Annotated in this window: 29 protein-coding genes and 4 tRNA genes; 11 read left to right on the forward strand and 22 right to left on the reverse strand. The window is 72.8% G+C overall.

The features are described from left to right. Positions 1 to 153: 153 nt before the first annotated feature. The 3 genes from ASG23_RS05730 to ASG23_RS05740 all read right to left on the reverse strand — a co-directional run bounded on the left by ASG23_RS05730 (position 154) and on the right by ASG23_RS05740 (position 4,038). Positions 154 to 657, reverse strand: coding sequence for a single-stranded DNA-binding protein (locus ASG23_RS05730; RefSeq protein ID WP_056021510.1), 504 nt, complete (start codon positions 655 to 657; stop codon positions 154 to 156). A 130-nt stretch (positions 658 to 787) separates the two neighbouring features. After that, a complete protein-coding gene (locus ASG23_RS05735) occupies positions 788 to 2,275 on the reverse strand; it encodes a GTPase (RefSeq protein ID WP_056021513.1) in 1,488 nt (495 codons plus the stop codon). After that, on the reverse strand, positions 2,272 to 4,038 hold the full coding sequence (locus tag ASG23_RS05740) for a GTPase (protein ID WP_056021516.1): 1,767 nt from the start codon (positions 4,036 to 4,038) through the stop codon (positions 2,272 to 2,274). Before ASG23_RS05740 ends, ASG23_RS05735 begins: the two co-directional genes overlap by 4 nt. 118 nt (positions 4,039 to 4,156) lie before the next feature. Between ASG23_RS05740 and ASG23_RS05745 the strand changes: the two genes are divergently transcribed. Continuing rightward, positions 4,157 to 4,229, forward strand: a tRNA-Arg gene (locus tag ASG23_RS05745). Between the two features lie 111 nt (positions 4,230 to 4,340). Here ASG23_RS05745 and ASG23_RS05750 read toward each other — a convergent pair. Beyond that, positions 4,341 to 4,922, reverse strand: coding sequence for a hypothetical protein (locus ASG23_RS05750; protein WP_235520904.1), 582 nt, complete (start codon positions 4,920 to 4,922; stop codon positions 4,341 to 4,343). Between the two features lie 338 nt (positions 4,923 to 5,260). After that, positions 5,261 to 5,788 carry a DUF6318 family protein gene (locus tag ASG23_RS05755; RefSeq protein WP_157465532.1) on the reverse strand — a complete coding sequence of 176 codons (528 nt, stop codon included), beginning with the start codon at positions 5,786 to 5,788 and terminating at the stop codon, positions 5,261 to 5,263. A gap of 500 nt (positions 5,789 to 6,288) precedes the next feature. Here ASG23_RS05755 and ASG23_RS05760 point away from each other — a divergent pair, with 500 nt between their 5' ends. Both ASG23_RS05760 and ASG23_RS05765 read left to right on the forward strand, forming a co-directional pair. Further along, the gene (locus ASG23_RS05760) at positions 6,289 to 6,480 is read left to right on the forward strand and encodes a hypothetical protein (RefSeq protein WP_157465533.1); all 192 of its coding nucleotides are present in this window, start codon (positions 6,289 to 6,291) and stop codon (positions 6,478 to 6,480) included. Positions 6,481 to 6,543: 63 nt separating this feature from the next. Then, positions 6,544 to 6,855, forward strand: coding sequence for a hypothetical protein (locus ASG23_RS05765; RefSeq protein WP_157465534.1), 312 nt, complete (start codon positions 6,544 to 6,546; stop codon positions 6,853 to 6,855). Here the strand turns inward: ASG23_RS05765 and ASG23_RS05770 are convergent. Further along, positions 6,797 to 7,567 (reverse strand): phosphatase PAP2 family protein, encoded by a 771-nt coding sequence (locus tag ASG23_RS05770; protein WP_056021527.1) that lies wholly within the window; start codon positions 7,565 to 7,567, stop codon positions 6,797 to 6,799. The two genes, ASG23_RS05765 and ASG23_RS05770, sit on opposite strands and share 59 nt — an antisense overlap. 71 nt (positions 7,568 to 7,638) lie before the next feature. Between ASG23_RS05770 and orn the strand changes: the two genes are divergently transcribed. Next, the gene (gene orn / locus ASG23_RS05775) at positions 7,639 to 8,304 is read left to right on the forward strand and encodes an oligoribonuclease (protein ID WP_056021530.1); all 666 of its coding nucleotides are present in this window, start codon (positions 7,639 to 7,641) and stop codon (positions 8,302 to 8,304) included. 53 nt (positions 8,305 to 8,357) lie between these two features. Here the strand turns inward: orn and ASG23_RS05780 are convergent. The 3 genes from ASG23_RS05780 to ASG23_RS05790 form a co-directional block, all read right to left on the reverse strand. Continuing rightward, a tRNA-His gene (locus ASG23_RS05780) sits at positions 8,358 to 8,433 on the reverse strand. 101 nt (positions 8,434 to 8,534) lie between these two features. After that, entirely contained in the window at positions 8,535 to 9,458 is a 924-nt protein-coding gene (locus tag ASG23_RS05785; RefSeq protein WP_056021534.1) for an ATP-grasp domain-containing protein, read from the reverse strand. Continuing rightward, positions 9,455 to 10,504 carry an ABC transporter ATP-binding protein gene (locus ASG23_RS05790; RefSeq protein WP_056022645.1) on the reverse strand — a complete coding sequence of 350 codons (1,050 nt, stop codon included), beginning with the start codon at positions 10,502 to 10,504 and terminating at the stop codon, positions 9,455 to 9,457. The genes ASG23_RS05785 and ASG23_RS05790 overlap by 4 nt, the downstream gene beginning before the upstream one ends. A gap of 83 nt (positions 10,505 to 10,587) precedes the next feature. Here ASG23_RS05790 and ASG23_RS05795 point away from each other — a divergent pair, with 83 nt between their 5' ends. From ASG23_RS05795 to ASG23_RS05805, 3 genes are all read left to right on the forward strand, one after another. Next, on the forward strand, positions 10,588 to 11,262 hold the full coding sequence (locus ASG23_RS05795; RefSeq protein ID WP_056021537.1) for an ABC transporter permease: 675 nt from the start codon (positions 10,588 to 10,590) through the stop codon (positions 11,260 to 11,262). 1 nt (position 11,263) lies between these two features. Next, complete coding sequence (locus ASG23_RS05800; RefSeq protein WP_056021540.1) at positions 11,264 to 12,040, forward strand: ABC transporter permease; 777 nt, start codon at positions 11,264 to 11,266, stop codon at positions 12,038 to 12,040. A 66-nt stretch (positions 12,041 to 12,106) separates the two neighbouring features. Continuing rightward, the gene (locus tag ASG23_RS05805) at positions 12,107 to 13,114 is read left to right on the forward strand and encodes a glycine betaine ABC transporter substrate-binding protein (protein WP_056021543.1); all 1,008 of its coding nucleotides are present in this window, start codon (positions 12,107 to 12,109) and stop codon (positions 13,112 to 13,114) included. 48 nt (positions 13,115 to 13,162) lie between these two features. Here ASG23_RS05805 and ASG23_RS05810 read toward each other — a convergent pair whose 3' ends face one another. The 4 genes from ASG23_RS05810 to ASG23_RS05825 all read right to left on the reverse strand — a co-directional run bounded on the left by ASG23_RS05810 (position 13,163) and on the right by ASG23_RS05825 (position 15,539). Beyond that, entirely contained in the window at positions 13,163 to 14,653 is a 1,491-nt protein-coding gene (locus tag ASG23_RS05810) for a dihydrolipoyl dehydrogenase family protein (RefSeq protein ID WP_056022648.1), read from the reverse strand. 141 nt (positions 14,654 to 14,794) lie between these two features. Continuing rightward, positions 14,795 to 14,870, reverse strand: a tRNA-Lys gene (locus ASG23_RS05815). Between the two features lie 66 nt (positions 14,871 to 14,936). Further along, positions 14,937 to 15,140: a hypothetical protein gene (locus ASG23_RS05820; RefSeq protein WP_157465536.1), complete on the reverse strand. Its 204-nt coding sequence runs from the start codon at positions 15,138 to 15,140 to the stop codon at positions 14,937 to 14,939. Positions 15,141 to 15,242: 102 nt separating this feature from the next. Next, a complete protein-coding gene (locus tag ASG23_RS05825; protein ID WP_056022651.1) occupies positions 15,243 to 15,539 on the reverse strand; it encodes a GroES family chaperonin in 297 nt (98 codons plus the stop codon). Positions 15,540 to 15,625: 86 nt separating this feature from the next. On the opposite strand from ASG23_RS05825, the gene bcp reads away from it, so the two are divergent. Beyond that, the gene (gene bcp, locus ASG23_RS05830; protein WP_056021548.1) at positions 15,626 to 16,093 is read left to right on the forward strand and encodes a thioredoxin-dependent thiol peroxidase; all 468 of its coding nucleotides are present in this window, start codon (positions 15,626 to 15,628) and stop codon (positions 16,091 to 16,093) included. Positions 16,094 to 16,115: 22 nt separating this feature from the next. Beyond that, positions 16,116 to 16,198, forward strand: a tRNA-Leu gene (locus ASG23_RS05835). 45 nt (positions 16,199 to 16,243) lie between these two features. Here ASG23_RS05835 and trxA read toward each other — a convergent pair. Beyond that, positions 16,244 to 16,612: a thioredoxin gene (trxA, locus tag ASG23_RS05840; protein ID WP_056021551.1), complete on the reverse strand. Its 369-nt coding sequence runs from the start codon at positions 16,610 to 16,612 to the stop codon at positions 16,244 to 16,246. Positions 16,613 to 16,757: 145 nt separating this feature from the next. Here trxA and ASG23_RS05845 point away from each other — a divergent pair, with 145 nt between their 5' ends. After that, on the forward strand, positions 16,758 to 17,312 hold the full coding sequence (locus ASG23_RS05845; RefSeq protein WP_056021554.1) for an NUDIX hydrolase family protein: 555 nt from the start codon (positions 16,758 to 16,760) through the stop codon (positions 17,310 to 17,312). A gap of 12 nt (positions 17,313 to 17,324) precedes the next feature. On the opposite strand, the gene ASG23_RS05850 is transcribed toward ASG23_RS05845, so the two are convergent. The 7 genes from ASG23_RS05850 to clpS all read right to left on the reverse strand — a co-directional run bounded on the left by ASG23_RS05850 (position 17,325) and on the right by clpS (position 23,159). After that, positions 17,325 to 18,971 (reverse strand): ABC-F family ATP-binding cassette domain-containing protein, encoded by a 1,647-nt coding sequence (locus ASG23_RS05850; protein ID WP_056021557.1) that lies wholly within the window; start codon positions 18,969 to 18,971, stop codon positions 17,325 to 17,327. A 30-nt stretch (positions 18,972 to 19,001) separates the two neighbouring features. Beyond that, complete coding sequence (rdgB, locus tag ASG23_RS05855; RefSeq protein ID WP_056021560.1) at positions 19,002 to 19,616, reverse strand: RdgB/HAM1 family non-canonical purine NTP pyrophosphatase; 615 nt, start codon at positions 19,614 to 19,616, stop codon at positions 19,002 to 19,004. Continuing rightward, positions 19,613 to 20,419: a ribonuclease PH gene (gene rph, locus ASG23_RS05860; RefSeq protein WP_056021563.1), complete on the reverse strand. Its 807-nt coding sequence runs from the start codon at positions 20,417 to 20,419 to the stop codon at positions 19,613 to 19,615. Before rph ends, rdgB begins: the two co-directional genes overlap by 4 nt. A 158-nt stretch (positions 20,420 to 20,577) precedes the next feature. Further along, positions 20,578 to 21,366, reverse strand: coding sequence for an MBL fold metallo-hydrolase (locus ASG23_RS05865; protein WP_056021565.1), 789 nt, complete (start codon positions 21,364 to 21,366; stop codon positions 20,578 to 20,580). Next, positions 21,363 to 22,178, reverse strand: a complete 816-nt coding sequence (gene murI / locus ASG23_RS05870) for a glutamate racemase (RefSeq protein WP_056021567.1) — start codon at positions 22,176 to 22,178, stop codon at positions 21,363 to 21,365. Before murI ends, ASG23_RS05865 begins: the two co-directional genes overlap by 4 nt. Positions 22,179 to 22,203: 25 nt before the next feature. Further along, entirely contained in the window at positions 22,204 to 22,866 is a 663-nt protein-coding gene (locus tag ASG23_RS05875) for a DUF2017 domain-containing protein (protein ID WP_056021569.1), read from the reverse strand. Beyond that, positions 22,866 to 23,159: an ATP-dependent Clp protease adapter ClpS gene (gene clpS / locus ASG23_RS05880; RefSeq protein ID WP_056022654.1), complete on the reverse strand. Its 294-nt coding sequence runs from the start codon at positions 23,157 to 23,159 to the stop codon at positions 22,866 to 22,868. The genes ASG23_RS05875 and clpS overlap by 1 nt, the downstream gene beginning before the upstream one ends. Before the next feature lie 177 nt (positions 23,160 to 23,336). Between clpS and ASG23_RS05885 the strand changes: the two genes are divergently transcribed. After that, positions 23,337 to 24,680, forward strand: a complete 1,344-nt coding sequence (locus ASG23_RS05885; RefSeq protein ID WP_056021572.1) for a nicotinate phosphoribosyltransferase — start codon at positions 23,337 to 23,339, stop codon at positions 24,678 to 24,680. A gap of 152 nt (positions 24,681 to 24,832) precedes the next feature. Here ASG23_RS05885 and ASG23_RS20115 read toward each other — a convergent pair whose 3' ends face one another. Then, on the reverse strand, positions 24,833 to 24,988 hold the full coding sequence (locus ASG23_RS20115; RefSeq protein ID WP_162242662.1) for a DUF4175 domain-containing protein: 156 nt from the start codon (positions 24,986 to 24,988) through the stop codon (positions 24,833 to 24,835). Positions 24,989 to 25,045 lie beyond the last annotated feature (57 nt).

Here is a 25,045-nt window from a genome sequence, read left to right on the forward strand (position 1 = left end):
CGTCCGCCTCGGTGCTCGATGGGGGTCGCCCCGCACGCTCGGTTCTCGGGGCAATGCTGTCCGGCTCGCCCGCGAGGCTGGTCGACCGCGCTGCGCTGTGCGCGCGGTCCGACCGGCCACGTCGTCGGGTTGCCGGTGCCCCAGCCTAGGCGATCACCTGGCACCGGCCAGCGCGAGCTCCTGCTCCTCGTCGGCCACCGGCTCCAGACCGCCACCCTCGTCGTCCGGGATCTCCTCGTACGCGGAGACGTCGGTCGGGGCATCCTCGGCGCCGGTGGCCGGCACCGGGCTCACGGTCCGCGCGAAGTGGCAGCTGCCGAACGCCAGGTTGGGACCGAGCGCGCTCGCGTCGAGCACGAGGGAGGTCCGCGGCCCGTCGGCGCCGACCCACTCCTCGGTGGACAGGACGCCCTGCACGATCACCGGGTCGCCCTTGCGCAGCGACCGCGCGGCGTTGAGTGCCGTGGTGCGCCACACCTTCACGTTGAACCACTCGGTCTGCGCGTCGCGCCATTCGCCCGCCTGCTTGTCGAACCAGCGGCGCGTGCTGCCCAGCCGGAACGTGGTGAACGGGACGCCACCGTCCGACTCGTGATGGATCCGCACGTCCGTGCCGATCCACCCGACGACGGTCAGGTCCAGGGAGTGCGTGCTCATGGGATACCTCCGGTGCGTGGCCCCAGCGGCTGCGGGGCTCGTGCGACCAGGGTCGACGCGCACGCGCCCCCGCCGGGTCGACCGCGGCGAACCAGTGGATCGTGCGCGTCCGGACGGGGCTGTGGGCGGGTCAGGCCCGGGCGGAGGCGATGAGCTCGCGGACGGTACGGTGCTCGGCCAGGACCGCCTCGGTGGGCACGGCGAGCCGCGCGCGCGCCACGCTCTCGAGCGCCGACCGGCCGTCCTGAAGCACGCGTGCGGTCCGCCGTCGTCCCGCCGACCGTCGGGCAGCGCCGGCCCCGACGAAGGCGACGACCGCCGCCACGAGCAGCAAGACAGCCCCCACGGGAGCCCACAGGTTTGCGTCCCCCTGCCCCACCATCGAACCGACCGCCACCGACCCGACGAGCACCGCGGCACCGGCGAGCAGCACCGCCGCGACCGTCAGCGCCAGCGCGAGACCGGAGCGTCGGGCGGTGAGCGTGAGCTGCGTCAGGGCGTCCGTCACCGCCAGGCGCATCTCGGTGGTGGATGCCACACGCGAGGCGATGTCCTCGCCCCACCGGCGGGGCAGGCCCGTGGTCACGGCCTCGAGCCAGGTCGCCCGCGCCACCTCGACCGCGTCCTCCTGGACCGCACCGAACCCCGGCGTCGAGGTGGACCGCGTCCGCACGGCTGCACCGACTCCTGCAGCCACCGCAGGCAGCCCGATCGCAGCCGCCAATCGATCCACCACGTCGGTCACCGACAAGGCGGCCGGAGCAGGCTCGCGCTCCGCCACCTCAGCCGCGAGCAGCGTGGCGACGTCGTTCAGCTCGGCACTCGCCCGCCGGGCGGCCAACGACCGCGACTCCACGTACGTGGCCAGGAGCTCGCGGAGGGCGACGACACCCTCGCCGGTGCGCGCCGACGCCTCGCGGACCGGGACCCCGGTGAGCCCGTCGTCGACGAGCAGGTGCTCGACGTCCGCCACCAGGTCCGGCCGCACGTCGGGCGGGACGGTGTCGACCTGGTTGAGCACCACGACCATCGACGCCTCGTGCCCGACGAGCTGCCGCAGGTAGCCGCTGTGCAGCGCGTCGTCGGCGTACTTCTGCGGGTCGACCACCCACGCGAGCAGGTCGGCCTGCGGCAGCAGCCGGTCGACGACCTCGCGGTGCTCCGGGGCGATCGAGTCGTGGTCGGGCAGGTCGAGCAGCACCAGACCCCGCAGCGCCGCCTCGCTCTCGCCGTCGAGCAGGCTCTCGCGTTCGATGCGGCGGTCCGGCACCACCCCGAGCCAGTCGAGGAGAGGTCCGCCGTCGTCCCCCCACACGCACGCCGTGATCTCCGACGTCGTCGGCCGTCGGACGCCCACGTCGGCGAAGTCGAGCCGGCAGATCGCGTTGAACAGGCTCGACTTGCCCGAACCGGTGCCGCCGACGAGCGCCACGACCGTGTGGTCCACCCCGAGGTCGAGCCGTTCCCGCACGCTGTCGACCGTCCCGACGACCCGCTCCACCACGGTGGGCGCCAGACGCCCGCCGCCGATCGCCAGAGCACGCCCGAGCGCGTCGACGCGAGCCGTGAGCGCTGCCGTGTCGTCGCCGTGAACCGTCGAGCGGGTGGTCTCGGTCACGTGAGTCCCTTCAGCACGGCGAGCCGTAGACGCAGTCGTGACGAGGCGTCCTCGGCGAGGTCCGGGTCGGACAGCACCTCACTGACCGCGGCACGTTCGACCGCCACCTGGCCCCCCACCCGGGCGACCAGGTCGTCCCGCAGCTCGTCGACGGCGCGCTCGCCGGCGGTGTCGATCAGGTCGACCAGGAGGTCACGCGCCTCGCGTACGCCCGAGGCCGCCGCGAGCGCGACGGCCGCCAGTCCGCCGTCCCCCAGCGCGTTCACGGCCTTCGCCCGCCGACGGGCCTCACGCGCGACGTCGCTGCGCGTACGCGCGATCCCGTCGGGCGACGTCTCGGCAGGTCCGGCCGTCAGCGCCGCGCGCACCACGCGCGGACCCTGGGCCGTCCAGGCACGTGCAGCCTGCTCGGCGGCAGCTCGTCGACCGGTGCGCAGCGTCGAGGACTCCCAGTCCGCGTCGACGGATGCGCCGCCCGCGGGCGCGTCCGCGCCGGTGAGCGCGGCCCGCAGGACGCGTTCGGTGTGCGCGCCGGCAGCCGTCAGCGTGGCTGCCGCCGACCGGATCAGGTCCTCCACCAGGGGCTCGACCGCGGCAGCGCGCGCTCGGCCCTCCCGCGACGATCCCCGGATGCGACCCGACGGACGGACCACCCGACCGAGCGGACCACCCTCCGCCGCGAGCTCCGACCACCGCGCCCGCACCGCACCGTCCGCGACGGCACCACCACGGATCGACGCCGCCGTCTGCACGGTCGGCGCCTCGGTCGCCACATCGAGCACCGCCGCGATCGTGCCGGCAGCGTCGGCCTGAGCCTGCACCGCCTCGGCCAGCTCGTCGACCCACGGCCGCAGCGCCGCGAGCGACCCGCGCAGCGTGCGGCCGATGACCGTGCGCGCACGGTCGGGACCGGCCAGCATCGCGAGCCAGCGCCGGATCGGCGCGACGACCGCAGCCGGGAGCAACCCCTCGTGCGGGCCCAGGTCGGGGACCACGAACAGCGGCGACCCCTGCAGCCCGTGGCCTCGGAGCCGGTCGAGAAGATCACCGCGCACGGTCGGCAGCGACGCCGGCGGGACCCGGTTCAGCACCATCGCGACGGAGGCCCCACGCTCGACGGCGCCCTGCAGCACCCGCCACGGCAGCGCGTCGCCGTAGCGGGCGGCCGTCGTCACGAAGAGCCACAGGTCAGCGGCCTCGAGCAGCCGGTGGGCGGACTCCCGGTTCGACTCCAGCACCGAGTCGAGGTCCGGGGCGTCCAGCAGCGCGATGCCGCGTGGGACCTGCTCGTCGGCGATGACGGTCACGGACTCCAGGACCGGGTGGTGCGAGAGAAGCTCGGAGTCCAGCGGGTTGTGCACCAGCACCGGCCGGCGCGTGGTCGGCCGCAGCACCCCGGCCGCGCTCACCTCGGACCCCACCAACGAGTTCACCAGCGTCGACTTGCCCGCACCGGTCGAGCCCGAGACCACCACCACCGCGGGTGCGGACAGCTCGGTGAGGCGCGGCACCAGATGCTCCCCGAGCTGGTCCACGAGCCGCGCCCGCGACGCCCGGGCCGACTCGATCCCATCGATCTCCAGCGGGAACCCGGTGCGCTCGACGTCGCGGTGCAGGTCCCGGACCGCGTCGAGCAGCGACGTCGCGGCCAGCGGACGGGCGAGGACGTCGCGCGGGTCCGACGCGGCATGGCGTGCGTGTGGGGCCGGTGGCTGCGCGGTCGGCACAGGCTGCACTGGCGCGGTGCCGGGCTGTGCGCTCACTCAACCATTGTCACGGTGCGATCTGACCTGGCAAAACGCGCCACGCGGTCCGGCCCCGTCCGGTTCCTGTCGAGCACGGGATCGCGCGCCTCGCCAGTAGGCTGTGGGCGCACGTCCGGCCCCCGTAGCTCAATGGATAGAGCAACGGCCTTCTAATCCGTAGGTTGCAGGTTCGAGTCCTGCCGGGGGCGCCCACGCAGGTTCCGGCCGGCGGCAACGCTCGCGACGACCGTCGGTCTCGCGCCGAACTTGTCCCGCAGTCCGACCATGGCGGTAGGGCGCGAACGGCACTGGAAGATGCGTCAGCAGTCGGCGGGTTTCGGTTCGTCGGTGCACAGGCCGGTGACGAGACGGGAGCGGCGTTCCTGGACCTCGAACACCGGACCGGTCGCCGTGGTCGTGGCCGTGCCTGTGACATCCCGCCACTGTGGGTCACCCTCGACCTGATACCGACCCGACCACTCCGTGGTGATGGTGATCGCCACCTCGCCGAGGTCCTCGTAGACGTGGAACACGTCGAACGCCGGATAGGGCGCTCCTGGATCGCTGGTCACCTCCGGCTCCGAGCCGTCACCCCACGCGTACGTGAACCGCGACGGCGTCGCCTCCACCGTCACCGTCCGACCCAACAGCTGAGTCGTCAACGTCACCGGAGTCGGGTCGGTGTAGACGATCGTCTCCTTGTTCACCAGCACCCACCCCGTGTCCGGCTGCATGTGCACCGCCGGGACCGGCAACGGCAACCGCCGGAACTCCTCCGCCGTCAGCAACGGCACCACCGGCGCGCCACACGAGCCGAAGTCCATCTGCACCCACTCGCTCCAGTCCGGGGCCGGAGGCACCTGGTACCGCCGCCAGCGCGGCTCCACCCAGTCCTGCCCCATGCAGTCCAGGGCAGGAGCATCAGGTATCCCGTTGGTGCACCCGCCATCGTCACCAGCTGGCACCCATTCGCCCGGTGCCTCCAAGCACGCCGCGGCGTTCATGTACTCCCACCTCGTGGTCGGCACCACGCCCGGCCCGCTTCCCCCAGGTCCGTCGTCACTGGCCTGTCGCTGAGACCAGAAACCAGCGACCTCGATTGCCTGGCCACGGTCGACAGTCTGTGCACCGTGTGCGAAGTCACGGCTGTTGGATGAGTCGGACTTGGACTCACCGTCGCCGGGCACCGCTGGGAGCAACATGAGAGCCACGACGCCGATGGCGATGACCGTGAAAGGGGTCACTGTTCGATCACGGCAAGATCGACGGCCTCGATCTTCCATCTGTCGCCCAGCCAGCTGAGCGCAAAGATGAAGTCCGTGACGTTCGCCTCTGACTCTGAGACCACGGTTCCGTCGGCGGCTAACTCGCGCGTGGGGTCCTGCTCCACCTGCAGTCGCGCCGAGAACCACTCATCGGGCCTGATCTCGGTCGACATGGCGGAGACGACCCGTACTGGAGGCCCTACTGATGTGTGCCCGGAGGCCACGAGTTCGGCAACGCTCTCGTCGACGTAGTTGCAGAACTTGCACGCCTCTGCCGACATGCTCAGCAAGCTCTCCGCATCACGGACGGAGAACGCGTAGTCGTAGAGCTGCAAGAAGTACGTCGCCGCCGCGATCGCTCCGTCCGTCGTCGGCTCACTCATCGCCGCCGGCCGCTCCGGGAGCACCACCGGCGTCGGCGTCGGTGGCGCATCTGCGACGGGCGGCGGCGTCGACTCCGCCGCCTGCGGCTCCCCGCCCGTACACCCCGTCACCAGTGCCACCCCGAGCACGGCCGGAACCACCCGCTGCCATGCCCATTTCGTGCTGCCCCGTCCACGCATGCGGGAGAACCTACCGATTCCGGACGCACCGGATGGAGATCGACGCGATCTGTGGACAAGCAGCGCCGGGCGCCGGCCGTCCCGTGGCCCCGGCTACGACTCATTCAGTGAGGGCGCGCCCTGCCGTGTGGGAGCACGCCTACCGCCACGGTGACCAACGGCAGCCCGAACAGCACCAACTGATGCCTCCCCGCGAGCGCAGCGAGCCCGAAAGCCAGGGCGCACGCGCAGCCAGCCGCCCAGCACCTGGCGCTCCCCGCGTGAGCTGTCGCAACGCCGCTGGCACGCCCACGGCGTAGGTGGCCATCCCGCCTCCCTCAAAGCGGGCAAAAGCGGCGAAAAACGTGTGACGACGACCACTCCCGCGTGGTCGAGTACTCCCACACCATCCATATCGCCCGGGCTCCGACCCGGACGCCGTCATGCCCGAGGAGCACCCCGTGTACCCGACCCAGACCTACGAGGTCATGCGCCAGGCCCAGGCCGAACGCCTCGCTCTGTCCCACCAGGCCCACGGCCGCGAGGCCGCACTCGACTCCAGACAGCCGACCGAGAACATCGGTCGACCTCCAGATCCGTGGCGCGTCCAGGCGCGTCCGACGAACCCCGTCGGCGTCCTCGTCGCCCGATGATCCACACCCCGGCGGGCGCGGACCGGTCCTCCCTGAGGAACTGGTCCGCGCCCGCCGTCGTGCATGTCACCATGTCGCCATGCCGAGCCACCCCTGCGCGCGCTCCCGGACCTGCGGGCCGCGCTGATGGGTCGCCACAACACCCCGGACCCGGCCGCGCAGCTGCCCGTCCGGACGCGTCTCGGGCGGTTCCTCCTGCGATGGCTCGGGCGGATCGGACTCGGTCTCGTCGCGGGCGCGTGCACGCTCGGGGTCCTGCTCTGGGCCGGCACGTCCTGGACGGCGAGCCTGTGGATCGCGGGGACGGTCGCCGTGATCATCCCGGTCGCTGCGTGGTTGGCGTCGACGGTCCCCGGTCCCGACCCGCACCGATAGGTCCCGACGGCGGTCCGGTGTGCAGCCGGTCCACCACGCTGACCACCCCGAGCACGACGACTGCGAGCGCCACCGCTGCCACGACGTCGGTGAGGAAGTGGTAGCCGAGGTACAGCCGGCTCAGCGCGACCAGGGCGGTGCCGACGACGGTCGCGACGCCCCACGCCACGATCCGAGCCACCGACGGGGTCCTGCTGCACACGAGGTAGCCGGCCACCAGCAGCAACGTCGCCGTCCCGATGGTGTGACCGGACGGGAACGACGCCGTGGTCTCCGCACCGGGCACGAGCATCGCGTCCTCGGGTGGTCGCTCGCGCCCCACCAGGCCCTTGACTGCGAGGCTGATCAGGGTGGAGGCGATCATCGCCCCTGCGAGGAGCGCCGGCCGCCACCACTCGTGGCTCAGCAGGCCCCAGACCAGGCACGCGACCCCGACGATGATCGGCAGGACCACCGGACCTGTCACGAAGGTGATGGCCGCCAGCACGACCGTCCATGCAGGCGTCCGGTGGGCGACGAGCCAGGTGAGCACCGGCTCGTCGAGGGCCCACAGGTCGTCCTGCTCCTGCACGGCGTCAAGGACGGAGAGGAACACGCTGAGGCCGACGGCGACGAGCACGAGCCCCGGCAGGACAGCCCAGAGCACGGGACGGGCGCGCAGGCCGGCGAATGCTGTGGTGCTCGGCGGCGCGAGGGCGGGTTCGTCCGACATGCACCGACGCTAACCGGGACACGACGACCCCACGACCGCGCGGACGCGCGACGCCCCCTAGGCTGACCAGCGTGACCAGCACGCCGACGCCCCCGCCCGCCTCGACCGGCCAGGAGAGCGCCGACCGCATCGTCTGGATCGACTGTGAGATGACCGGGCTCGACCTCGGCGCCGACGCCCTGGTCGAGGTCGCGGCGGTGGTGACGGACTCCGAGCTGCGCGTCCTGGGGGAGGGAGTCGACGTCGTGATCTCGCCGCCCGCCGACGCGCTCGAGCAGATGAACGACTTCGTCCGCACGATGCACACCACGTCCGGCCTGCTCGACCAGCTGCCGACGGGCACCACCCTCGAGGACGCGCAGAAGACGGTTCTGGAGTACATCCGCGCGTGGGTGCCGGACCCGGGCAAGGCTCCGCTGGCCGGTAACTCGGTGGGCACCGACAAGGCGTTCCTCGACCGCGACATGACCGAGCTCGTGTCGTACCTGCACTACCGCGTGATCGACGTGTCGTCGATCAAGGAGCTCGCCCGCCGCTGGTACCCGCGCGTGTACTTCGCGTCCCCCCGCAAGAACGGTGGGCACCGCGCGCTGGCCGACATCCTCGAGAGCATCGACGAGCTGCGCTACTACCGCGCGGCTCTCCTGCCGGCCCAGCCGGGCCCTGACTCGGCCGCGGCGAAGAAGATCGCCGCAGAGGTCGTCGCGACGTCCGTCACGAGGACGCTGCGGCCATAGCGCGGCCCGGGAACGGCGACGGGCGCCGACCAGATGGTCGACGCCCGACGCGATGGGGTGGCTAACGGGACTTGAACCCGCGACCCCCTGGACCACAACCAGGTGCTCTACCACCTGAGCTATAGCCACCACGATCCCCGACGCGGACGCCGGGCCGTCCAGAAGTGTACCCGAGGCTCGGACCACTTCTGGAACCGACGGGCAGTGGTCTGGGCCACTCCCCGCCGACGTCAGAGTCGCGCCGTGAACGCGTCGGCGAACCGTGCCGCCGAGCCTTCCCCGTGCGCGAAGAACATGGACGGCTCGGTGAGCTCGACCTCGAGGATGACAGGGTTGCCCTCGTCGTCCGGGATCAGGTCGACGCGGGCGTACAGCAGCGGTCCGTCCGCGCCCGGCGCGAGGTCGGGCAGGGCGGCGACGACCCGCTCAGCGAGCTCGCGCTCGGCATCGCTCGCGTCCCGTGGGGCCATGATCTCCTGGCGGTACAGCTCGTCCGCCAGCTGCCCCCGGAACGGCCCGTCGAGCAGAGCGCCCTTGCGGACGGAGTGGCTGAACTGCCCGTCGATGAACACCAGGCCCGTCTCGCCGGCCGTGTCCACGTTGCGCAGGTACCGCTGGATCATGACGCGGCGGCCCACGCTCAGCAGGTTCTTGGCGTGCGTGATGGCGAGCGAGCGCTGCTGCGTGACGCCGGCGTCATACCGCCCGGTGTCGCGGGCGCCGGCGCTGACGGTCGGCTTGATGACGAAGTCACCGAACGCGGGGAAGCGCGTGTGGATAGCGCGCGAGTCGTGGTTGCGCTCCGGGTCCAGCCAGATGGTCGGCACGATCGGCAGACCGGATGTCTCCAGGTCCCGCAGGTACGTCTTGTCGATGTTCCAGCCCACCACCGAGGCGGGGTTGAGCAGCGTGCTGGTCCGCTCGACGCGGCGCGTCCAGTCGGCGAACTGCGCGGGCCGGTCGGTGTAGTCCCACGTGGACCGGATGATGACGTGGGGGTACGTGCCCCAGTCGACGGTCGGGTCGTCCCAGACGACGGCGTCCGTGGCGATGCCGCGCTCGAGCAGCGCGGCGCGCAGGGCGTGGTCGTCGGGGTCGAGCTCGGGCAGCTCGGCACAGGTGGCGAGCGCGAGTCGGGCCGTCGTCGTGGTCACGTGCGCAGCGTACCGACGGGGGCGGCGCCGACCGATGTGTCGTGCGTCTCGTCGTCCGGCTCGGTGACTCGGTCCAGCGCGCGCACGACGGTGGCGGGGGTGGCGCTGCCGACGACCCGGCCCCGGTCGTCGTGCACCGGCAGAGGCCCGTCGGCGCCGACGAGCGCGGACAGCACGTCGCCCAGCTCGGCGCCGATGGTCAGCGCCGTGCCGACTGCGCTCTCTGTGCCGTCCTGCACGCCCGGGTCCAGGTCAGCGCGCTCCAGGCGACCGAGCGCCAGAAGGCGGGCGGTGCGGCCGCGGCCGACGAGGTCCGCGACGGCGGGGGTGGCGGGCCGGGCCACGATGTCGAGCGGCGAGGCCAGCTGCTCGATCCGGGCGCCGGTGCTGAGCACCGCCACGCGGTCCGCCATCCGCACGGCCTCGTCGATGTCGTGCGTGACCAGCATCACGGTGATGCCGAGCGCGCGCTGGATCCGCGCGAACTCGGTCTGCAGGCGGCGCCGGCCCACGGGGTCGACCGCGCCGAACGGCTCGTCCATGAGCAGCACCGGGGGGTCCGTGGCCAGCGCCCGGGCGACTCCGACACGCTGGCGCTCGCCGCCGGACAGCTCGTGAGGGAACCGACGCGCGTACCGGTCGGGCGGCAGACCGACGAGGTCGAGCAGCTCCTCCACCCGAGCAGCCGTCCGCTTGCGGTCCCAGCCGACCAGCCCCGGGACCGTCGCGACGTTCTGGGCGACCGTGCGGTGCGGGAAGAGCCCCACATTCTGGATGACATAGCCCATCCGGCGCCGGAGCCCGACGGGATCGACCGTCGTGACGTCCTCACCCTGGAGCAGGATGCGTCCCGAGGTGGGCTCGACCAGGCGGTTCGCCATGCGGAGGGTGGTCGTCTTGCCGCACCCCGACGGACCGACGAGCACGAGCACCTCGTGCGGCTGCACCGCCAGGGTCAGGTCGTCGACCGCTGCGCCGGACTCTCCGCGCCCGGACGCGTAGGACTTGCTGACGTGCTCGAAGGCGATCGCCGGGTCGTCTGCCACCTCCAGGACGCTAGTCGCTGCGTCCGACAGCCGCACAGCCGCACATCCTGCGCATGTCGGAGGCCGCGGGTACGTTCACCCCCATGCGTCCGGCCGAGGCTCCACCCAACCCGTGGTTCTCCTGGGAGTACGTCGAGCGCAACTACCAGGACATCGCCCGCTTCCTGGAGCAGCACGCGTCACTGACGTTCCAGGCAGTCGTCATCGCGTTCGTGCTCGCGGTGCCGCTCGGTGCGCTGGCACACCTCAAGCCCCGCCTGGCCGGACCGGTGCTCGGCGTCGCGGGCGTCCTCTACACCGTGCCGTCCCTCGCACTCTTCGCGATCCTCGCGCCGTACACGGGCATCGGCCGCACCACCGTCCTCATCGGCCTGGTCTCCTACGCCCTGCTCGTCCTGACCCGGAACGTGCTGGTCGGGCTGCAAGGCGTTGACCCGGCGGTCCGGGACGCCGCGCGCGGCATGGGCTACGGCCGGACCCGGCTGCTGCTCGCCGTCGAGCTGCCGCAGGCGCTTCCCAGCATCATCGCGGGGCTCCGGCTCGCCACGGTGACCACGGTCGCGCTGGTCACCGTCGGGGTCGTGGTCGGCTACGGCGGGCTCGGCCAGCTGATGTTCCGTGGCTTCCGCAGCAACTACCACGCGGAGATCATGACGGCGACGGTGCTGTGCCTCCTGCTCGCGCTGGTGTGCGACCTGGTGCTCGCGGGGGTCGGCCGCCGGCTCACCCCGTGGGCGCGCGTCGAGAGGCCGGTGTGACGTGGACGTCCTCCAGGAGGCCTTCCTCTGGCTGAACGACCCGCTGAACTGGGTCGGTCGCAACGGTGTCCTCGCCCTGACGCGCGACCACATCGTCGTGTCGGTCCTCGCTGTGCTGCTCGCCGCCGTCGTCGCGCTGCCGACCGGCCTGTGGCTCGGTCACCGCCGCCGGGGCGCGACCGCCGGCGTCGTCGTCGCCAACACCACGCGCGCCCTCCCCACGCTCGCGCTGCTCACCCTGCTCGCCGCGAGCGGCCTGTTCGGCAACACGGCCACCGTGCTCGCGTGCGCCGTGTTCGCCGTCCCGCCGCTGCTCACCAACACCGTGACCGGCCTCGGCGAGGTCGACGCCGACATCCGCGACGCGGCACGCGGCGTGGGGATGTCGGGCCGACGCAGCCTGTGGGCGGTCGAGGTGCCGCTCGCGGTCCCGCTGATCGCCGCCGGTATCCGCACCGCGTCCGTGCAGGTGCTCGCGACCGTTCCGCTCGCGGCGCTCGTCGGCGGTCGCAGCCTCGGCACGATCGTGGTCACCGGCTTCGGGACGCAGGACTACGGCCAGGTGCTGGCGGGCGGCATCCTGGTCGCCGGGCTGTGCCTGGTCTCCGAGGGTCTGCTCGCGATCGTGCAGCGACTCTCGACACCGCGCGGGCTGCGCGCCTTGGCACGGGACACCTCGGACACGCCGTCCCGACGCGCCCGCCGGTCTCAGATCACAGCCCCAGGGCTTGCCGAGCCCACCCCAAGCGGATCGAATAGGTCGGGTTCTTCGGCCTGACATCCTCCGACGGCAGCCCTGTCGTCGCCCTGGACCACTCCCAGCCGACTCCACGAGGAGAGCACGATGCGAGCGAGACGCTCCACCACCCTGACCCTGGTCGCCATCGCCGCCCTCGCGCTCAGCGCCTGCGGGAACCCCGGCTCGGGCGGAGGCGAGGCCGACCCCACGTCGTCCGGCACGTCCGGCCTGGCCACCTGCGACCCGATCGCGGGCGAGAAGCTTGTCGTCCTCGAGGACGACAAGGGCCTGCAGAACGCGGACAACATCATCCCCGCGGTGAACAAGGCCGCCGCGGCGGCGAACCCCGCCGTCATCGAGCTGCTGGACACGGTGTCCGCCGCGCTCGACACCGACAAGCTCATCGAGCTCAATAAGGCCGTCGACATCGACCGGCGCACGTCGAGCGACGTGGCGCAGGAGTTCGTCGACACCGAGGACCTCGCGGCCGAGGACGGCGCCGTCGGCGCGGGCGCGCCGCTCGTCATCGGTGCCGCGAACTTCTCGGAGAGCGCGACGCTGGCGGAGATCTACGCGGCCGTGCTGCGGACGGCCGGCTTCACCGTCGAGGTGCGCACCATCGGCAACCGCGAGACCTACCTCCCGCCGCTCGCGGACGGCACGCTCACCGCGGTCCCGGAGTACGCCGCGACGCTCGCGGACTTCCTCAACGCGCAGCAGAACGGCGCCGACGCCGAGTCCGTGGCGTCGGCGGACGTCGACGAGACCGTGGCAGCGCTGACCCCGCTCGCCGACGCCGCCGGCCTGGCCGTCGGCGCGGCGTCCGCGGCGCAGGACCAGAACGCCTTCGCGGTGACCAGCGAGTTCGCGACGGAGCACGACCTGACCACGCTGAGCGACCTCGCCGCCGCCTGCGGTGGCCTGGTCCTGGCCGGCCCGGCCGAGTGCCCCGACCGGCCGTTCTGCCAGATCGGTCTGGAGGAGACGTACGGCATCGAGTTCGCCGACTTCCAGTCGTACGACTTCGGCCTGATCGGCCAGGCCGTGCGCCAGGGTGAGGCAGCCATCGGCCTGGTGCTGTCGAGCGACGGGTCCCTCGCCGCCGACAGCTGACGGTCCGAGGGAGGGGCGGACCCGGTCGGGTCCGCCCCTTCGTCGCGTTCAGAGCCCCGCGGTCTCCAGCAGGCGGAGCCAGACCTCGCTCACCGTCGGGTACGACGGGACCGCGTGCCAGAGCCGGTCGAGCGGTACCTCGCCGACGACGGCGATCGTCGCGGCGTGCAGCATCTCGGCCACCTCCGGGCCGACGAAGGTCGCTCCGACGATCACGCCGCGAGCCTCGTCGACGACGATCTGCGCGCGGCCCGCGTAGTCCTCGGCGAAGACCGAGGCACCGGCAACGTTCTCGAGGTCGTACCCGACCACGCGCACGTCGAGGCCCTTCTCCCGGGCGGCCGTCTCGCTCAGACCGACCCATGCGACCTCGGGCCGCGTGAACACGACCTGCGGCACGGCGGTGACGTCCGCGGTGGCCCTGTAGCGGCTCCACGGCGCGGCGGCCCGCTCGTCGCCGGAGGCGAGCGCCCGATCGCCGGCCGTCGCGCCCTCCGGGGAGTCGACTGACGAGGCCCGCGGGTCGAAGCGCGCGGCGACGACGTCACCGACCACCCGGGCGTCGTACTTGCCCTGGTGGGTGGTCGCGGTCCGGCCGGACACGTCGCCGACGGCGAACAGCCAGCCGCCATCGGCGCCGGTCACCTGGAGGGCGTCGTCGACGGTGAGGGGCTTGCCCGGCTCGAGTCCCAGCGTCTCCAGCCCCAGGTCGACGGTGCGCGGCCGACGGCCGGTGGCGACGAGCACCTCGTCGACGACGAGGTCCGCGCCGGAGCCCGTCCTCAGGTGCACGCCGTCGGCCTCCCGCCGCACCGACTGCGCCTCGGTGCCGAACAGCACGGACACGCCGCGGTCGGCCAAGGCCGTGGCGACCGCCTCGCCGGCGAACGGCTCGGCGTTGGCCAGGAGCCGGTCGCTCCGCACGACGAGCGTCACCGCACTGCCGAAGTCCGCGAACGCCGTGGCCATCTCGACGCCGACGACGCCGCCCCCGAGGACTGCCAGCCGCGCGGGAACCTGCTGCGCGGAGGTCGCCTCACGGCTGGTCCAGGGCGGCAGCTCCGCCAGCCCGTCGATGGCCGGCACCACGGCGGCGGACCCCGTCGCGACGACGACCGCGTGCCGCGCGGTCACGGACACCGGCCCGTCGTCACTGTCGACCGTCAGGGCGCGCTCCCCGGTGAACCGTGCGTGCCCCCGCAGCAGCGTGATCCCCGTGCTCTCCACCCACTCGACCTGCGAGCTGTCGTCCCACCGGTGGGTGACGGCATCCCGGCGCGCGAACGCGGCCGCGATGTCGACGTCAGCCGTGACGGCCGCGGCCGCGCCCGGGACGCCACGGGCAGCCGCGAGCGCCGCGCCGGGCCGCAGGAGCGCCTTCGACGGCATGCAGGCCCAGTACGAGCACTCGCCACCGACCAGGGCGGCCTCGACCAGCGCGACGCTCAGACCGGTCCGCCCGGCGCGGTCGGCGACGTTCTCCCCGACGGCACCGCCGCCGATCACCACGACGTCGAACTCGCGTTCCTGCTGCACCATCACCGGCTCCGTCCGTCCCACCCTGTCCACGGCGGGCAGCCGGGACCTCGCCCATGGTGTCCCGGTCGTCGCGGCCGCGCAGCACGGCGGTACGACAAAGGGCCCTCCTCCAGCGTTTCCGCTGGTGGAAGGCCCTCCGGGTGGTGCGCCATCAGGGACTCGAACCCCGAACCCGCTGATTAAGAGTCAGCTGCTCTGCCAATTGAGCTAATGGCGCGCGGTTGAGAACGCTAGCAGGCCGGACGCCCGAACTGCCAATCGAAACGGGGTGCCGTGACGACCGTCACGCACCGCCGCCGTCGGACGACTTCTGGTCCGCCTCCCACCACGCCTCGTCGGGCAGCCCCTCGGCCTCGAGGATCTCGGCGGACGTGGCCTCAGGGGTGGCCAGGTCGACGATGAGGGCCAGCGGAACGTGCTGGGCGAGCAGGTCGCGGACGGCCTGGGTGTCCTCGGCAGGTACAGGCGTGGGGTCGTGCTCGGTCATCGTCATCTCCCTGGGAACGACGTGTCCCCCACTGCTCCATGCCATCACCACGTTCCGCGCGGTGCAAGGTGGCCGGGCCGACTCCGTCGAGGGGATGAACGATCAGAGGTACAGGCCGGTTCCCTCGCCCGCGCCGCGCGGCTCGGCGACGGCGTGCACGTCCTTCTCCCGCAGCAGAACGTACGTCGCCCCGGCGAGCTCGACCTCGGCGCGGTCCTCCGGGTCGAACAGCACGCGGTCACCCACCTCGACCTGTCGGACGTGCTGACCGGCGGCCACGACAGCGCCCCAGGTGAGCCGCTTGCCGACGGCGGCCGTGGCGGGGATGACGATGCCCGCGGACGAACGTCGCTCCCCCGCCTCGCCGTCGAGCGAGACGAGCAGACGGTCGTTCAGCATGCGGATCGGGAGGTCGCTCACGCGTCCGACCGTACCCGTGCGACATAGGCTGACCGCATCCCGAACGCCTCGTCCCAGGAGATCACGTGCCCCGTCTCGCCGTCGGCGATCCCGCCCCCGACTTCACGCTCCCGACCGCCGACGGCAGCACCGTCACGCTGTCCGACCTGCGCGGCCGTCGGGTGATCGTGTACTTCTACCCGGCCGCGATGACCCCCGGCTGCACCACGCAGGCCTGCGACTTCCGCGACTCGCTCGCGTCGCTGCAGGGTGCCGGGTTCGCCGTCGTGGGCGTCTCCCCGGACACCGTCGACAAGCTCGCCGCGTTCGTCGAGCAGGAGCACCTGACGTTCCCGCTGGGCTCCGACCCGGAGCACGCGGTGCTCGAGGCGTGGGGCGCCTGGGGCGAGAAGCTCAACTACGGCAAGACCGTGACCGGGGTGATCCGCTCGACGGTCGTCGTCGACGCCGAGGGTCGCGTCGAGCTCGCGCAGTACAACGTCAAGGCCACCGGGCACGTCGCGAAGCTGCGTCGGGACCTCAAGGTGGCGTGAGCCTGTGGGAAACTTCCGCTGCGCGGGAGTGGTGAAACGGCAGCCACGCCAGGTTTAGGTCCTGGTGCTCGAAAGGGCGTGCGGGTTCAAATCCCGTCTCCCGCACGCGCAGTAGGACCGGCCCCGAATCGGGGGCCGGTCCTTCGAGCGTCAGGCCTGCGTCGCGGCCGCGGCGATCTTCTCGCGGACCTCGTCCATGTCGAGCGCCTTGACGGCCTCGACCACCTGCTCCAGCGCGGGCGCGGGCAGCGCGCCGGCCTGGTTGAACACCAGGATCCCGTCGCGGAACGCCATCAGGGTCGGGATCGAGAAGATCTGCAGCTCGGCGGCCAGCTCCTGCTCGGCCTCGGTGTCGACCTTCGCGTGCACGACGTCCGGGTGGTTCTCCGAGGAGTCCTCGAAGACCGGTCCGAAGCGCTTGCACGGGCCGCACCACTCCGCCCAGAAGTCGACAAGGACGATCTCGTTGTCCTTGATGGTCTGGCCGATCGTGCTGCCGGTCAGCTCAGTCGTCGCCATGAGTTCCTCCAGTGCTCGGTTACCGCCAGATAGAGCGCGCAGCCACCGACGACTATTCCCGAGGGTGTCGCGACGCACACCTCAGCGCGGGCTGATCCGCGCGGCGCGCCGGACGTCGGCACCGGCGGGACGGTAGACATGGTCAGTGACTGCTTCCGCCGAGTTCCCTCGCGGCCCGCAGCGTCCCGCCGGCTGGTTGAGTGCCGACGAGATCGCGACCGCCCGCACCCAGCTGCCCATCCTCTACGTGGACGCCATCCCGGTGCGGGTGGACGACTCGGGCGACGTCGTGCAGGTCGGCCTGCTGCTGCGCGTCACGCAGGAGGGGGTCATGTCCCGCGCGCTGGTCAGCGGCCGCGTGATGTATCACGAGCGGGTGCGCGACGCCCTGCTGCGGCACATCGAGAAGGACCTCGGGCCGGTCGCCCTGCCGCAGATCCCCGCGTCGCCGCAGCCGTTCACGGTCGCGGAGTACTTCCCCACGCCCGGCGTCACGCCGTACCACGACCCCCGGCAGCACGCGGTGTCGCTCGCGTACGTGGTGCCGGTCCTGGGTGACTGCCGGCCGCAGCAGGACGCGATCGACCTCGCGTGGATGACGCCGGAGGAGGCGTGCGCGCAGCAGATCCAGTTCGAGATGAACGGCGGCCAGGGCCTCCTGCTGCGGCAGGCGATGGGACACGTCGGCCGGCTGCCGTGACGGACGGGCCGCTCAGAGAGTGAGCTCGGGCCAGTCCGCCAGGTCCGCACGCATCCGGCGGTCGTGGGTCGCGACGACGACGGCGGCGGACGTCGCCCGCAACGCGGCCGTGAGCTCGTCGACCAGCCCGACGGACAGGTGGTTGGTCGGCTCGTCGAGGATCAGCACGTGCGGCGCCGCGAGCAGCGCGCACGCCAGGTCGAATCGTCGGCGCTGACCGACGGACAGCTCGCGCAGCGGTCGGTCGAGGTCGTCCTCGGTCAGCAGCCCGAGGGCCGCGATCGGGACCAGCTGGTCCGGGTCCAGCAGCTCGGCCTCCAGCAGCGTCAGGGCGTGCCTGGCATACGCGTCGAAGCCGGAGAGCTGCTCGGCCGCCCCCGCGGCACGCGGGTGGGCGATGACGGCGGCGGCGTGCTCCGTCGGCCCCTCCTGCGCGAGCACCCCGAGGCGGACCCCCGGCGCGATGGTCCGGACACCTCGGTCGAGCGTGACGGACCCGGCCAGCGCCGCGAGCAGCGTGGACTTGCCCGAGCCGTTCGGACCCGTGACGAGGAGTCGCCCGCACGCCGGCACCTCGATCCGCACACCTGCCAGGTCGAGCCGGTCCTGCACCAGCGGAGCGCGCAGGTCCAGCAGCGGAGCCTGCTGCGGTTCGGGCGGCAGCGACGGCAGGTCGGGGAACGTGAGGACCAGCGGCGGGGTGGGCACCTCCACCGCCTCGGCGTCGAGCTTCTGGATCAGCCGGTCGGCAGCCTTCACGTGCCCGCGCGCCCGGGTGGCCCGGCGGTGCGTCTGCGACCCCTTCGGAGGGCGCCACTCGTCGGAGAGGTTCTCGTACGTCGAGTCGAGCCGCTCCGCCAGCTCCAGCGCGCGCTTGCGCTCCGCCCGGTACCGCGCCTGCCACCGGCGGATCATCTGGCTCTTGAGGAAGCGGTAGTCGGAGTACCGCGTCGCGCCGTAGAGCGCGGGTCGGCCGTCCATCGCGGGGTCGAGGTCGAGGATCGCGGTCATCACGTCGTCGAGCAGGCGACGGTCGTGCGTGACGATGACGACGGCGCCCGGCCACTCGCGCAGGCGGGCGGTCAGGTAGTCGATGCCGGCTGCGTCGAGGTGGTTGGTCGGCTCGTCCAGGAGCAGCAGGTCCGCGCGCTCCCCGATCCGGCACGCCAGGCGCACCCGGTACCGCTCGCCGACGCTCAGCTCGTCGAGCCGGCGGTCCGGGTCCCGCGGCGCTCCGAACCGGGTGAGCGCCTCGTCGACCCGCCGGTCCGCGTCCCACGCGGCCAGGTGCTCGTAGCGGGCCACGGCGGCGGTCAGGCGTGCGAGGTCTCCGGTCTCGTGGTCGAAGCCCGCGATCGCCGCCTCGAGCTCGACGGCGGCCGCACGGATCCCGCCGAGCGCCTCGGCGACGAACGTGCCGACGGTCGCACCGCCGGGTGCATCGAGCTCCTGCTCGACCGACGCCAGTGTCCCGCGACGGCGCACAGTGCCGGTCTGAGGCGCCAGCTCGCCCGCGAGAACCCGCAGCAGCGTCGTCTTGCCGGCGCCGTTCTCGCCGACGACACCCACCCGGTCACCCTCGCTGACGACGAGGTCGACCCGGTCCAGCACGGGGTGCCCCGGGTAGCCGTAGGTCACCGCGTCGGCGACGAGCTGCACGTCGCCCGAGGGACTCTCAGTCACGACAGGTCATCCGCCGAGCACCCGCACCAGCGTCGGGACCAGTGCGCGGAACGCCGTGCCGCGGTGGCTGATCGCGTTCTTCTCCTGCGGGGTCAGCTCCGCGCACGAACGTGTCTCGCCGGTGGGCACGAGGATCGGGTCGTAGCCGAAGCCGCCGGCCCCGCGCGGCTCGGTGGCGAGCACGCCTTCGAGCGTCCCGGTCTCGACGTGCTCGAAGCCGTCCGGTGTGACCAGGGCGGCGGCGCACACGAAGCGGGCGGTGCGGTGCGGCTCGGCGATCTCGGCCAGCTGCGCCAGCAGGAGCGCGAGGTTGGCGGCGTCGTCGCCGTGCCTGCCGGCCCAGCGCGCGGAGAAGATGCCGGGTGCTCCGCCGAGGACGTCGACGCTGAGCCCGGAGTCGTCCGCGACGGCCGGCAGCCCCGTGAATGCGGCGAGGGCGCGCGCCTTGATCAGCGCGTTCTCGACGAACGTGACACCGTCTTCGACCGGCTCGGGAGCGCCGACGTCCCGGGCGCCTACGACCGATGCCGGGTCCAGCCCGGGCAGCACCGGCGTGAGGATCGCCCGCAGCTCGCCGACCTTGTGGGCGTTGTGCGTCGCAAGAACCAGACGCGCGCTCACAGAGCCAGCCGGGTGGCCGAGCCGTCCCCGGGTGCCGACGCCAGCGCGGCGACCTGCAGAGCTGTCAGCTGCGCGGTGCCGGCCACGGCCAGGTCGAGCAGGGCATCGAGCTCGGCGCGGTCGAACGGGGCGTGCTCGGCGGTGCCCTGCACCTCGACGAACGTGCCCGACCCGGTGACCACGACGTTCATGTCCGTCTCCGCACGCACGTCCTCGACGTACGGCAGGTCGAGCACGGGCAGGCCGTCGACGATGCCGACGCTCACGGCGGCGACCGAGTCGCGCAGGACCACCTTGTTCGCGGGGACGTGCTTGTTCTCGACCGCCCACGCGACCGCGTCGGCCAGCGCGACGTACGCGCCCGTGATCGACGCCGTCCGCGTGCCACCGTCGGCCTGCAGGACGTCGCAGTCGAGCACGATCGTGTTCTCCCCCAGCGCGGACACGTCGATGATCGCGCGCAGCGACCGGCCGATCAGCCGCGAGATCTCGTGCGTGCGGCCGCCGACGCGGCCCTTGACCGACTCGCGGTCGGAGCGGCTGGACGTGGCGCGCGGGAGCATCGAGTACTCGGCGGTGACCCACCCCTCGCCGGAGCCCTTCTTCCAGCGCGGCACGCCGGGGGTGAAGGACGCCACGCAGAGCACCTTGGTGCCGCCGAACTCGACGAGGACGCTGCCCTCCCCGGCCTCCAGGAAGCCGCGGGTCAGGGTCACGGGACGCAGCTGGTCGGGCGCGCGGCCGTCGGCGCGGACGCGCGACGAGCTCCCGGTCGCGGACGAGGTGGTGGCAGCAGAAGTCATGCGTACGAGCCTAACCGGGCGCTCGGACACACCCGGACGCCCCGCGACGTCCGCACTCCGTCGGGTTGGAGCCCTACGGAGCGCGGACGTCACCAGGTCGACAGGTGCAACGTCCGCACTCAGGCCGGTCGGAGGCCGCTCGAGTGTGGACGTGGCGACTACAGGACGTGGACCCCGCCCGGGTGGGCCATGTCGATCGGCCCGTCGTACACCGCGGCTGCCTCCGCGAGCGTCACCGCCGGGTCGTTCCAGGCGGGGATGTGGGTGAGCACCAGCCGGCCGGCTCCGCCGCGCGCGGCGGCCTCGCCGGCCCGGCGGCCGGTGAGGTGCACACCGCGCGTGGCGTCGTCGCGCCCCTCGAGGAACGCCGCCTCGGAGAGCAGGAGATCGACGCCTGCCGCCAGGGTGTCGAGGCCCGGGCACGCATCCGTGTCCCCCGTGTAGGCCAGGGTCACGGTGTGCGACGGGTCCGCGTCGCTGGGCCCGGACACCCGGATCCCGAACGCGGGGACGGGATGGTCGACGGCCACGGGCACGAGCACGAGCGGGCCGACGGTCACCGGCGAGCCCTCCTGCCACTCGACGACGTCGAACTGACCGTCGGTGCTGGTCGCCGGGTCCTTGCCGGCCATCTGCGCGAGCCGCTCGGCCGTCCCGACCGGACCGTGCACCACCACCGGCTCGCACGGGCCGGACGGGCGGTACCGCCGCAGGACGTTGAGCACCACGAGGTCGGCCACGTGGTCCGCGTGCAGGTGGGACAGCCCGATCGCGTCGAGCGCGGTGGGGTCGCCGAACCGCTGCAGAGGGCTCAGGGCTCCGTTGCCGAGGTCGAGCAGCACGGTCCACGTGCGCCCGTCGGCGTCGTCGGCCTGCACCAGGTAGCCCGACGCCGCCGAGTCGGGACTCGGGAACGAGCCCGCGCACCCCAGGACGGTGAGCCTCACCGCAGGGCCGCGCTGGGCTCGACGACCTCGACCTCGGGGCCGAGGAATCGGCGGGCGAGGATGCGGAACTGGTCCGGGTCGCCCGTGGCCAGGAAGCGGTGCGTGGGCGGTCCCGCCGCCGGGTCACGCTCCAGGTCGTGCGCGACGAGCGTCCGGTAGACGTCCTTGGCGGTCTCCTCGGCGCTCGACACGAGGGTGACCTCCTCCCCCATGACGTACGAGATCGCGCCGGTGAGCAGCGGGTAGTGGGTGCACCCGAGCACGAGCGTGTCGATGCCTGCCTCGCGGACCGGGTCCAGGTACTCGTGCGCGACGGCCAGGACCTCGGGACCGGACGTGATCCCGGCCTCGACCAGCTGCACGAACCGCGGGCAGGCCTGCGTGGTCAGCTCGATGCCGGGGGCGACGGCGAACGCGTCGTCGTAGGACTTGGACTCGACCGTGGACTTGGTCGCGATCACGCCGATCCGCCCGGTCCGGGTCGCCGCCACCGCGCGCCGGGCGGCGGGCAGGATGACCTCGACCACCGGGATGCCGCGCCGCAGCGTGTACCGCTCACGGGCGTCGCGCAGCATCGCCGACGACGCCGTGTTGCACGCGATGACCAGCAGCTTCACGCCCGCGTCGACCAGGTCGTCCATGACTTCCAGGGCGTGGGCGCGCACGGCCGCGAGCGGCTTGGAGCCGTACGGCGTGTTGAGGGTGTCCCCGATGTAGAGGGTGGACTCCTGGGGCAGCTGGTCGAGGATCGACCGGGCCACGGTGAGCCCGCCGACGCCGGAGTCGAAGATGCCGAGAGGGGCGTCGTTCACGCGGACGAGCCTAACCGCTGGCGGGTCACGGGCCCGCCGGGCGCCCCGGGGCGCGCAGATCGTGCAGCAGGAGGTCGACGAGCGACTCCTGCAGCCAGCTCAAGGCGCCGTAGACGGCGACCAGGTAGCGCCGCGCGGCCGGGTCGAGGATTTCGGCAGGCTCCACGGCGTCGTCCGCGACCTCCGCCTGCGGGGAGTCCAGCAGCGCGTCGTACAGGCGCTCGGCCTGCTCGTCCGTCCGGATCCCGAGGCGCTCGGCGAGCACGAGGCGCAGGTCGGTGATCGCGGCGGCGAGCTCCTGCGCGTCCTGCGGTGCCACGACGAACGCGTCCGCCCGCCAGCCCTCGGCCGGCGTGGTCAGGGCGTCCCAGAGCTTCGTCAGGCGCGCGATCTTGCCCGCACGCAGGTCGTCCTCGGTGAGCCGGCGGAACTCCTCCGCGATCTGCGGGTCGTCGCGGGACGCGTCCGGCAGCAGCCGGCGAACCGCGGGGTCCGACGGCGGCGGGAGCGGCTCGATCCGCATGCGCGGGTCGCCGTCGCCGACGACCGCCGCCTCGGGGCCCCGCGCCTCCAGGCGCCCGCCGCCGAGCAGCTCCGCGACGTCCGCCACGAGCGCGGCGATGACGTCGCGCTCGTCGGTGTCCAGGCGGGCGGCGTACATCCCCCGGCGACGCTTGAACGCGCGCATCACTGACCGCTGCGCTGGAGCGTCGCCCAGAGCCCGAAGCCGTGCATGGCCTGCACGTCGACCTCCATCGCCTCGAGCGACCCGGTCGACACGACCGCCCGCCCCTGCTCGTGCACCTGCTTCATCAGTCGCTCGGCCTTCGGCCGCGGGTGGCCGAAGTAGGCCTCGAACACGTAGGTCACGTAGCTCATGAGGTTCACGGGGTCGTTCCAGACGATCGTCACCCACGGGTCGGCGACCGCGGTCTTCTCCTCCTGCTCGACGCTGGCGTCGGGGAGGGTCTGCACTGGCACGTCGTCCACTGTAAGCGGAGCGCTGACCTGGAGTGCAGCGGAAGGTGGGGGCGCGCCAGCGCACCCGCCTGGAGCGGAACGGAAGGTCAGAGCGACCACAAGAACAGTCGCTGATCTGGAGCGCCACACCGCACCGCTCGCCGCGTCCGGTGGGATCAGCACCCCTACGTTGAACCCATGACCGCCCCGCGGCCGCCCAGTGCGGCGCTCCTCACCGACCGGTACGAGCTGACGATGCTCCAGGCGGCGCTGGCCGACGGGACCGCACACCGACGCTGCGTCTTCGAGGTGTTCACCCGTCGGCTCCCCGCCGGGCGGCGGTACGGGGTCGTGGCCGGGACCGGCCGGGTGCTCGAGTCGCTGCCGCGCTTCCGGTTCGACGCGGCGGAGCTCGACTGGCTGGCCGACGAGCACGTCGTCGACGACGCCACGCTCGCGTACCTGGCGGACTACCGGTTCTCCGGGTCCGTCGTCGGGTACGCGGAGGGCGAGGCGTTCTTCCCGACGTCGCCGGTCATGGTCGTCGACGGCACGTTCGCAGAGGCGGTCCTGCTGGAGACGCTCGTCCTGTCGATCCTCAACTTCGACTCGGCGGTCGCGTCGGCGGCGTCGCGGATGACGAGTGCGGCCGTCGACCGCCCGTGCCTCGAGATGGGGTCGCGGCGCGCGCACGAAGAGGCCGCCGTCGCGGCGGCCCGGGCGGCGGTGGTCGCAGGCTTCGCGGGGACGTCGAACCTGGAGGCGGGACGGCGGTACGGGCTCGCGACGATCGGCACGGCCGCGCACGCGTTCACGCTCCTGCACGACGACGAGGCGTCCGCGTTCGCGGCGCAGGTGGCCGCCTTCGGCCCGAGCACGACGCTGCTGGTCGACACCTTCGACGTCCGGCGCGGGGTGGAGCTCGCGATGGCCGCCGCGGGGACGGAGCTGGGCGCCGTGCGGCTCGACTCCGGCGACCTGGGGGTCCTCGCGCACGAGGTGCGCGCGCAGCTGGACCAGGCCGGCGCCCGGGGCACGAAGATCACGGTCACCTCGGACCTGGACGAGTACGCGATCGCGTCCCTCGCGGTGGCGCCGGTGGACTCCTACGGGGTGGGCACGTCGGTGGTCACCGGGTCCGGTGCGCCGACGTGCGGGATGGTCTACAAGCTGGTCGCCCGCGAGGGGGCCGACGGGGTCCTGGCCCCGGTGGCGAAGGCTGCGCGCGGAAAGATCAGCGTCGGGGGCCGCAAGGCGGCGGCGCGGCGGCTGGGGGCCGACGGTCGGGCCGTGGAAGAGGTGCTGGTCACAGGTCCCGACGACGACGTCCGGGGGTGGTCGTCCACGGAGGCGGCGCTGCGCCCGTTGCACGTGCCCCTGGTGACCGACGGGGTGGTCGACCCTCGCTGGGTGGGCGCCGACGGGGTGCGCCGGGCAGCAGAACGGCACCGCGCCTCGCGCGACGAGCTGCCGCGCGGGGCGCGACGGCTGTCGGACGACGAGGCAGCGGTGCCGACCGTGGCGCTGCGGCTCGGGGACTGACAGGTCCCGAGCCGCAGCGCCGGTCTTGCGGCCTGCGTGCGCTGTGCTCTGTCACGGCACGAGCGGACCGACGGGAGAGCGGCCGTGCTGGTGCGGCCGGGCGGAGAGCCGGGAGATCCGGCGGTCAGCACGCCTGGCCGTCACCCGCCGGGTTACACCCGCGAACGGCCCCGACCGACGAGCGCCAGGATGAGGCTGATGACGAGCACCGCCACACCGATCCAGATGAGCCACTGGCCGATGCCCGTCGCGACTCCGAGGATGAGGAGGACGACACCGACAATGATGAGGATGAGCCAGGTAGGCATGGTTGACCCTTTCGTTCTGTGGTCACCGATCCGGCATCCGGGGGTACCCGGCGCCGT

Source organism: Cellulomonas sp. Leaf395 (assembly GCF_001424125.1).
In the GTDB taxonomy this organism is placed as follows: Bacteria; Actinomycetota; Actinomycetes; order Actinomycetales; family Cellulomonadaceae; genus Cellulomonas.

Coding starts and splice junctions, on each gene's coding strand:
- ASG23_RS05730 (WP_056021510.1), bottom strand. CDS start 657: ATGAGCACGCACTCCCTGGACCTGACCGTCGTCGGGTGGATCGGCACG.
- ASG23_RS05825 (WP_056022651.1), bottom strand. CDS start 15,539: ATGCTGAACGACCGTCTGCTCGTCTCGCTCGACGGCGAGGCGGGGGAG.
- ASG23_RS05805 (WP_056021543.1), top strand. CDS start 12,107: ATGCGAGCGAGACGCTCCACCACCCTGACCCTGGTCGCCATCGCCGCC.
- trxA (WP_056021551.1), bottom strand. CDS start 16,612: ATGGCGACGACTGAGCTGACCGGCAGCACGATCGGCCAGACCATCAAG.
- ASG23_RS05795 (WP_056021537.1), top strand. CDS start 10,588: ATGCGTCCGGCCGAGGCTCCACCCAACCCGTGGTTCTCCTGGGAGTAC.
- ASG23_RS05770 (WP_056021527.1), bottom strand. CDS start 7,567: ATGTCGGACGAACCCGCCCTCGCGCCGCCGAGCACCACAGCATTCGCC.
- ASG23_RS05750 (WP_235520904.1), bottom strand. CDS start 4,922: ATGGGGCAGGACTGGGTGGAGCCGCGCTGGCGGCGGTACCAGGTGCCT.
- ASG23_RS05810 (WP_056022648.1), bottom strand. CDS start 14,653: ATGGTGCAGCAGGAACGCGAGTTCGACGTCGTGGTGATCGGCGGCGGT.
- ASG23_RS20115 (WP_162242662.1), bottom strand. CDS start 24,988: ATGCCTACCTGGCTCATCCTCATCATTGTCGGTGTCGTCCTCCTCATC.
- ASG23_RS05875 (WP_056021569.1), bottom strand. CDS start 22,866: ATGCGCGCGTTCAAGCGTCGCCGGGGGATGTACGCCGCCCGCCTGGAC.
- ASG23_RS05885 (WP_056021572.1), top strand. CDS start 23,337: ATGACCGCCCCGCGGCCGCCCAGTGCGGCGCTCCTCACCGACCGGTAC.
- rph (WP_056021563.1), bottom strand. CDS start 20,419: ATGACTTCTGCTGCCACCACCTCGTCCGCGACCGGGAGCTCGTCGCGC.
- ASG23_RS05765 (WP_157465534.1), top strand. CDS start 6,544: ATGTCACCATGTCGCCATGCCGAGCCACCCCTGCGCGCGCTCCCGGAC.
- ASG23_RS05820 (WP_157465536.1), bottom strand. CDS start 15,140: ATGACCGAGCACGACCCCACGCCTGTACCTGCCGAGGACACCCAGGCC.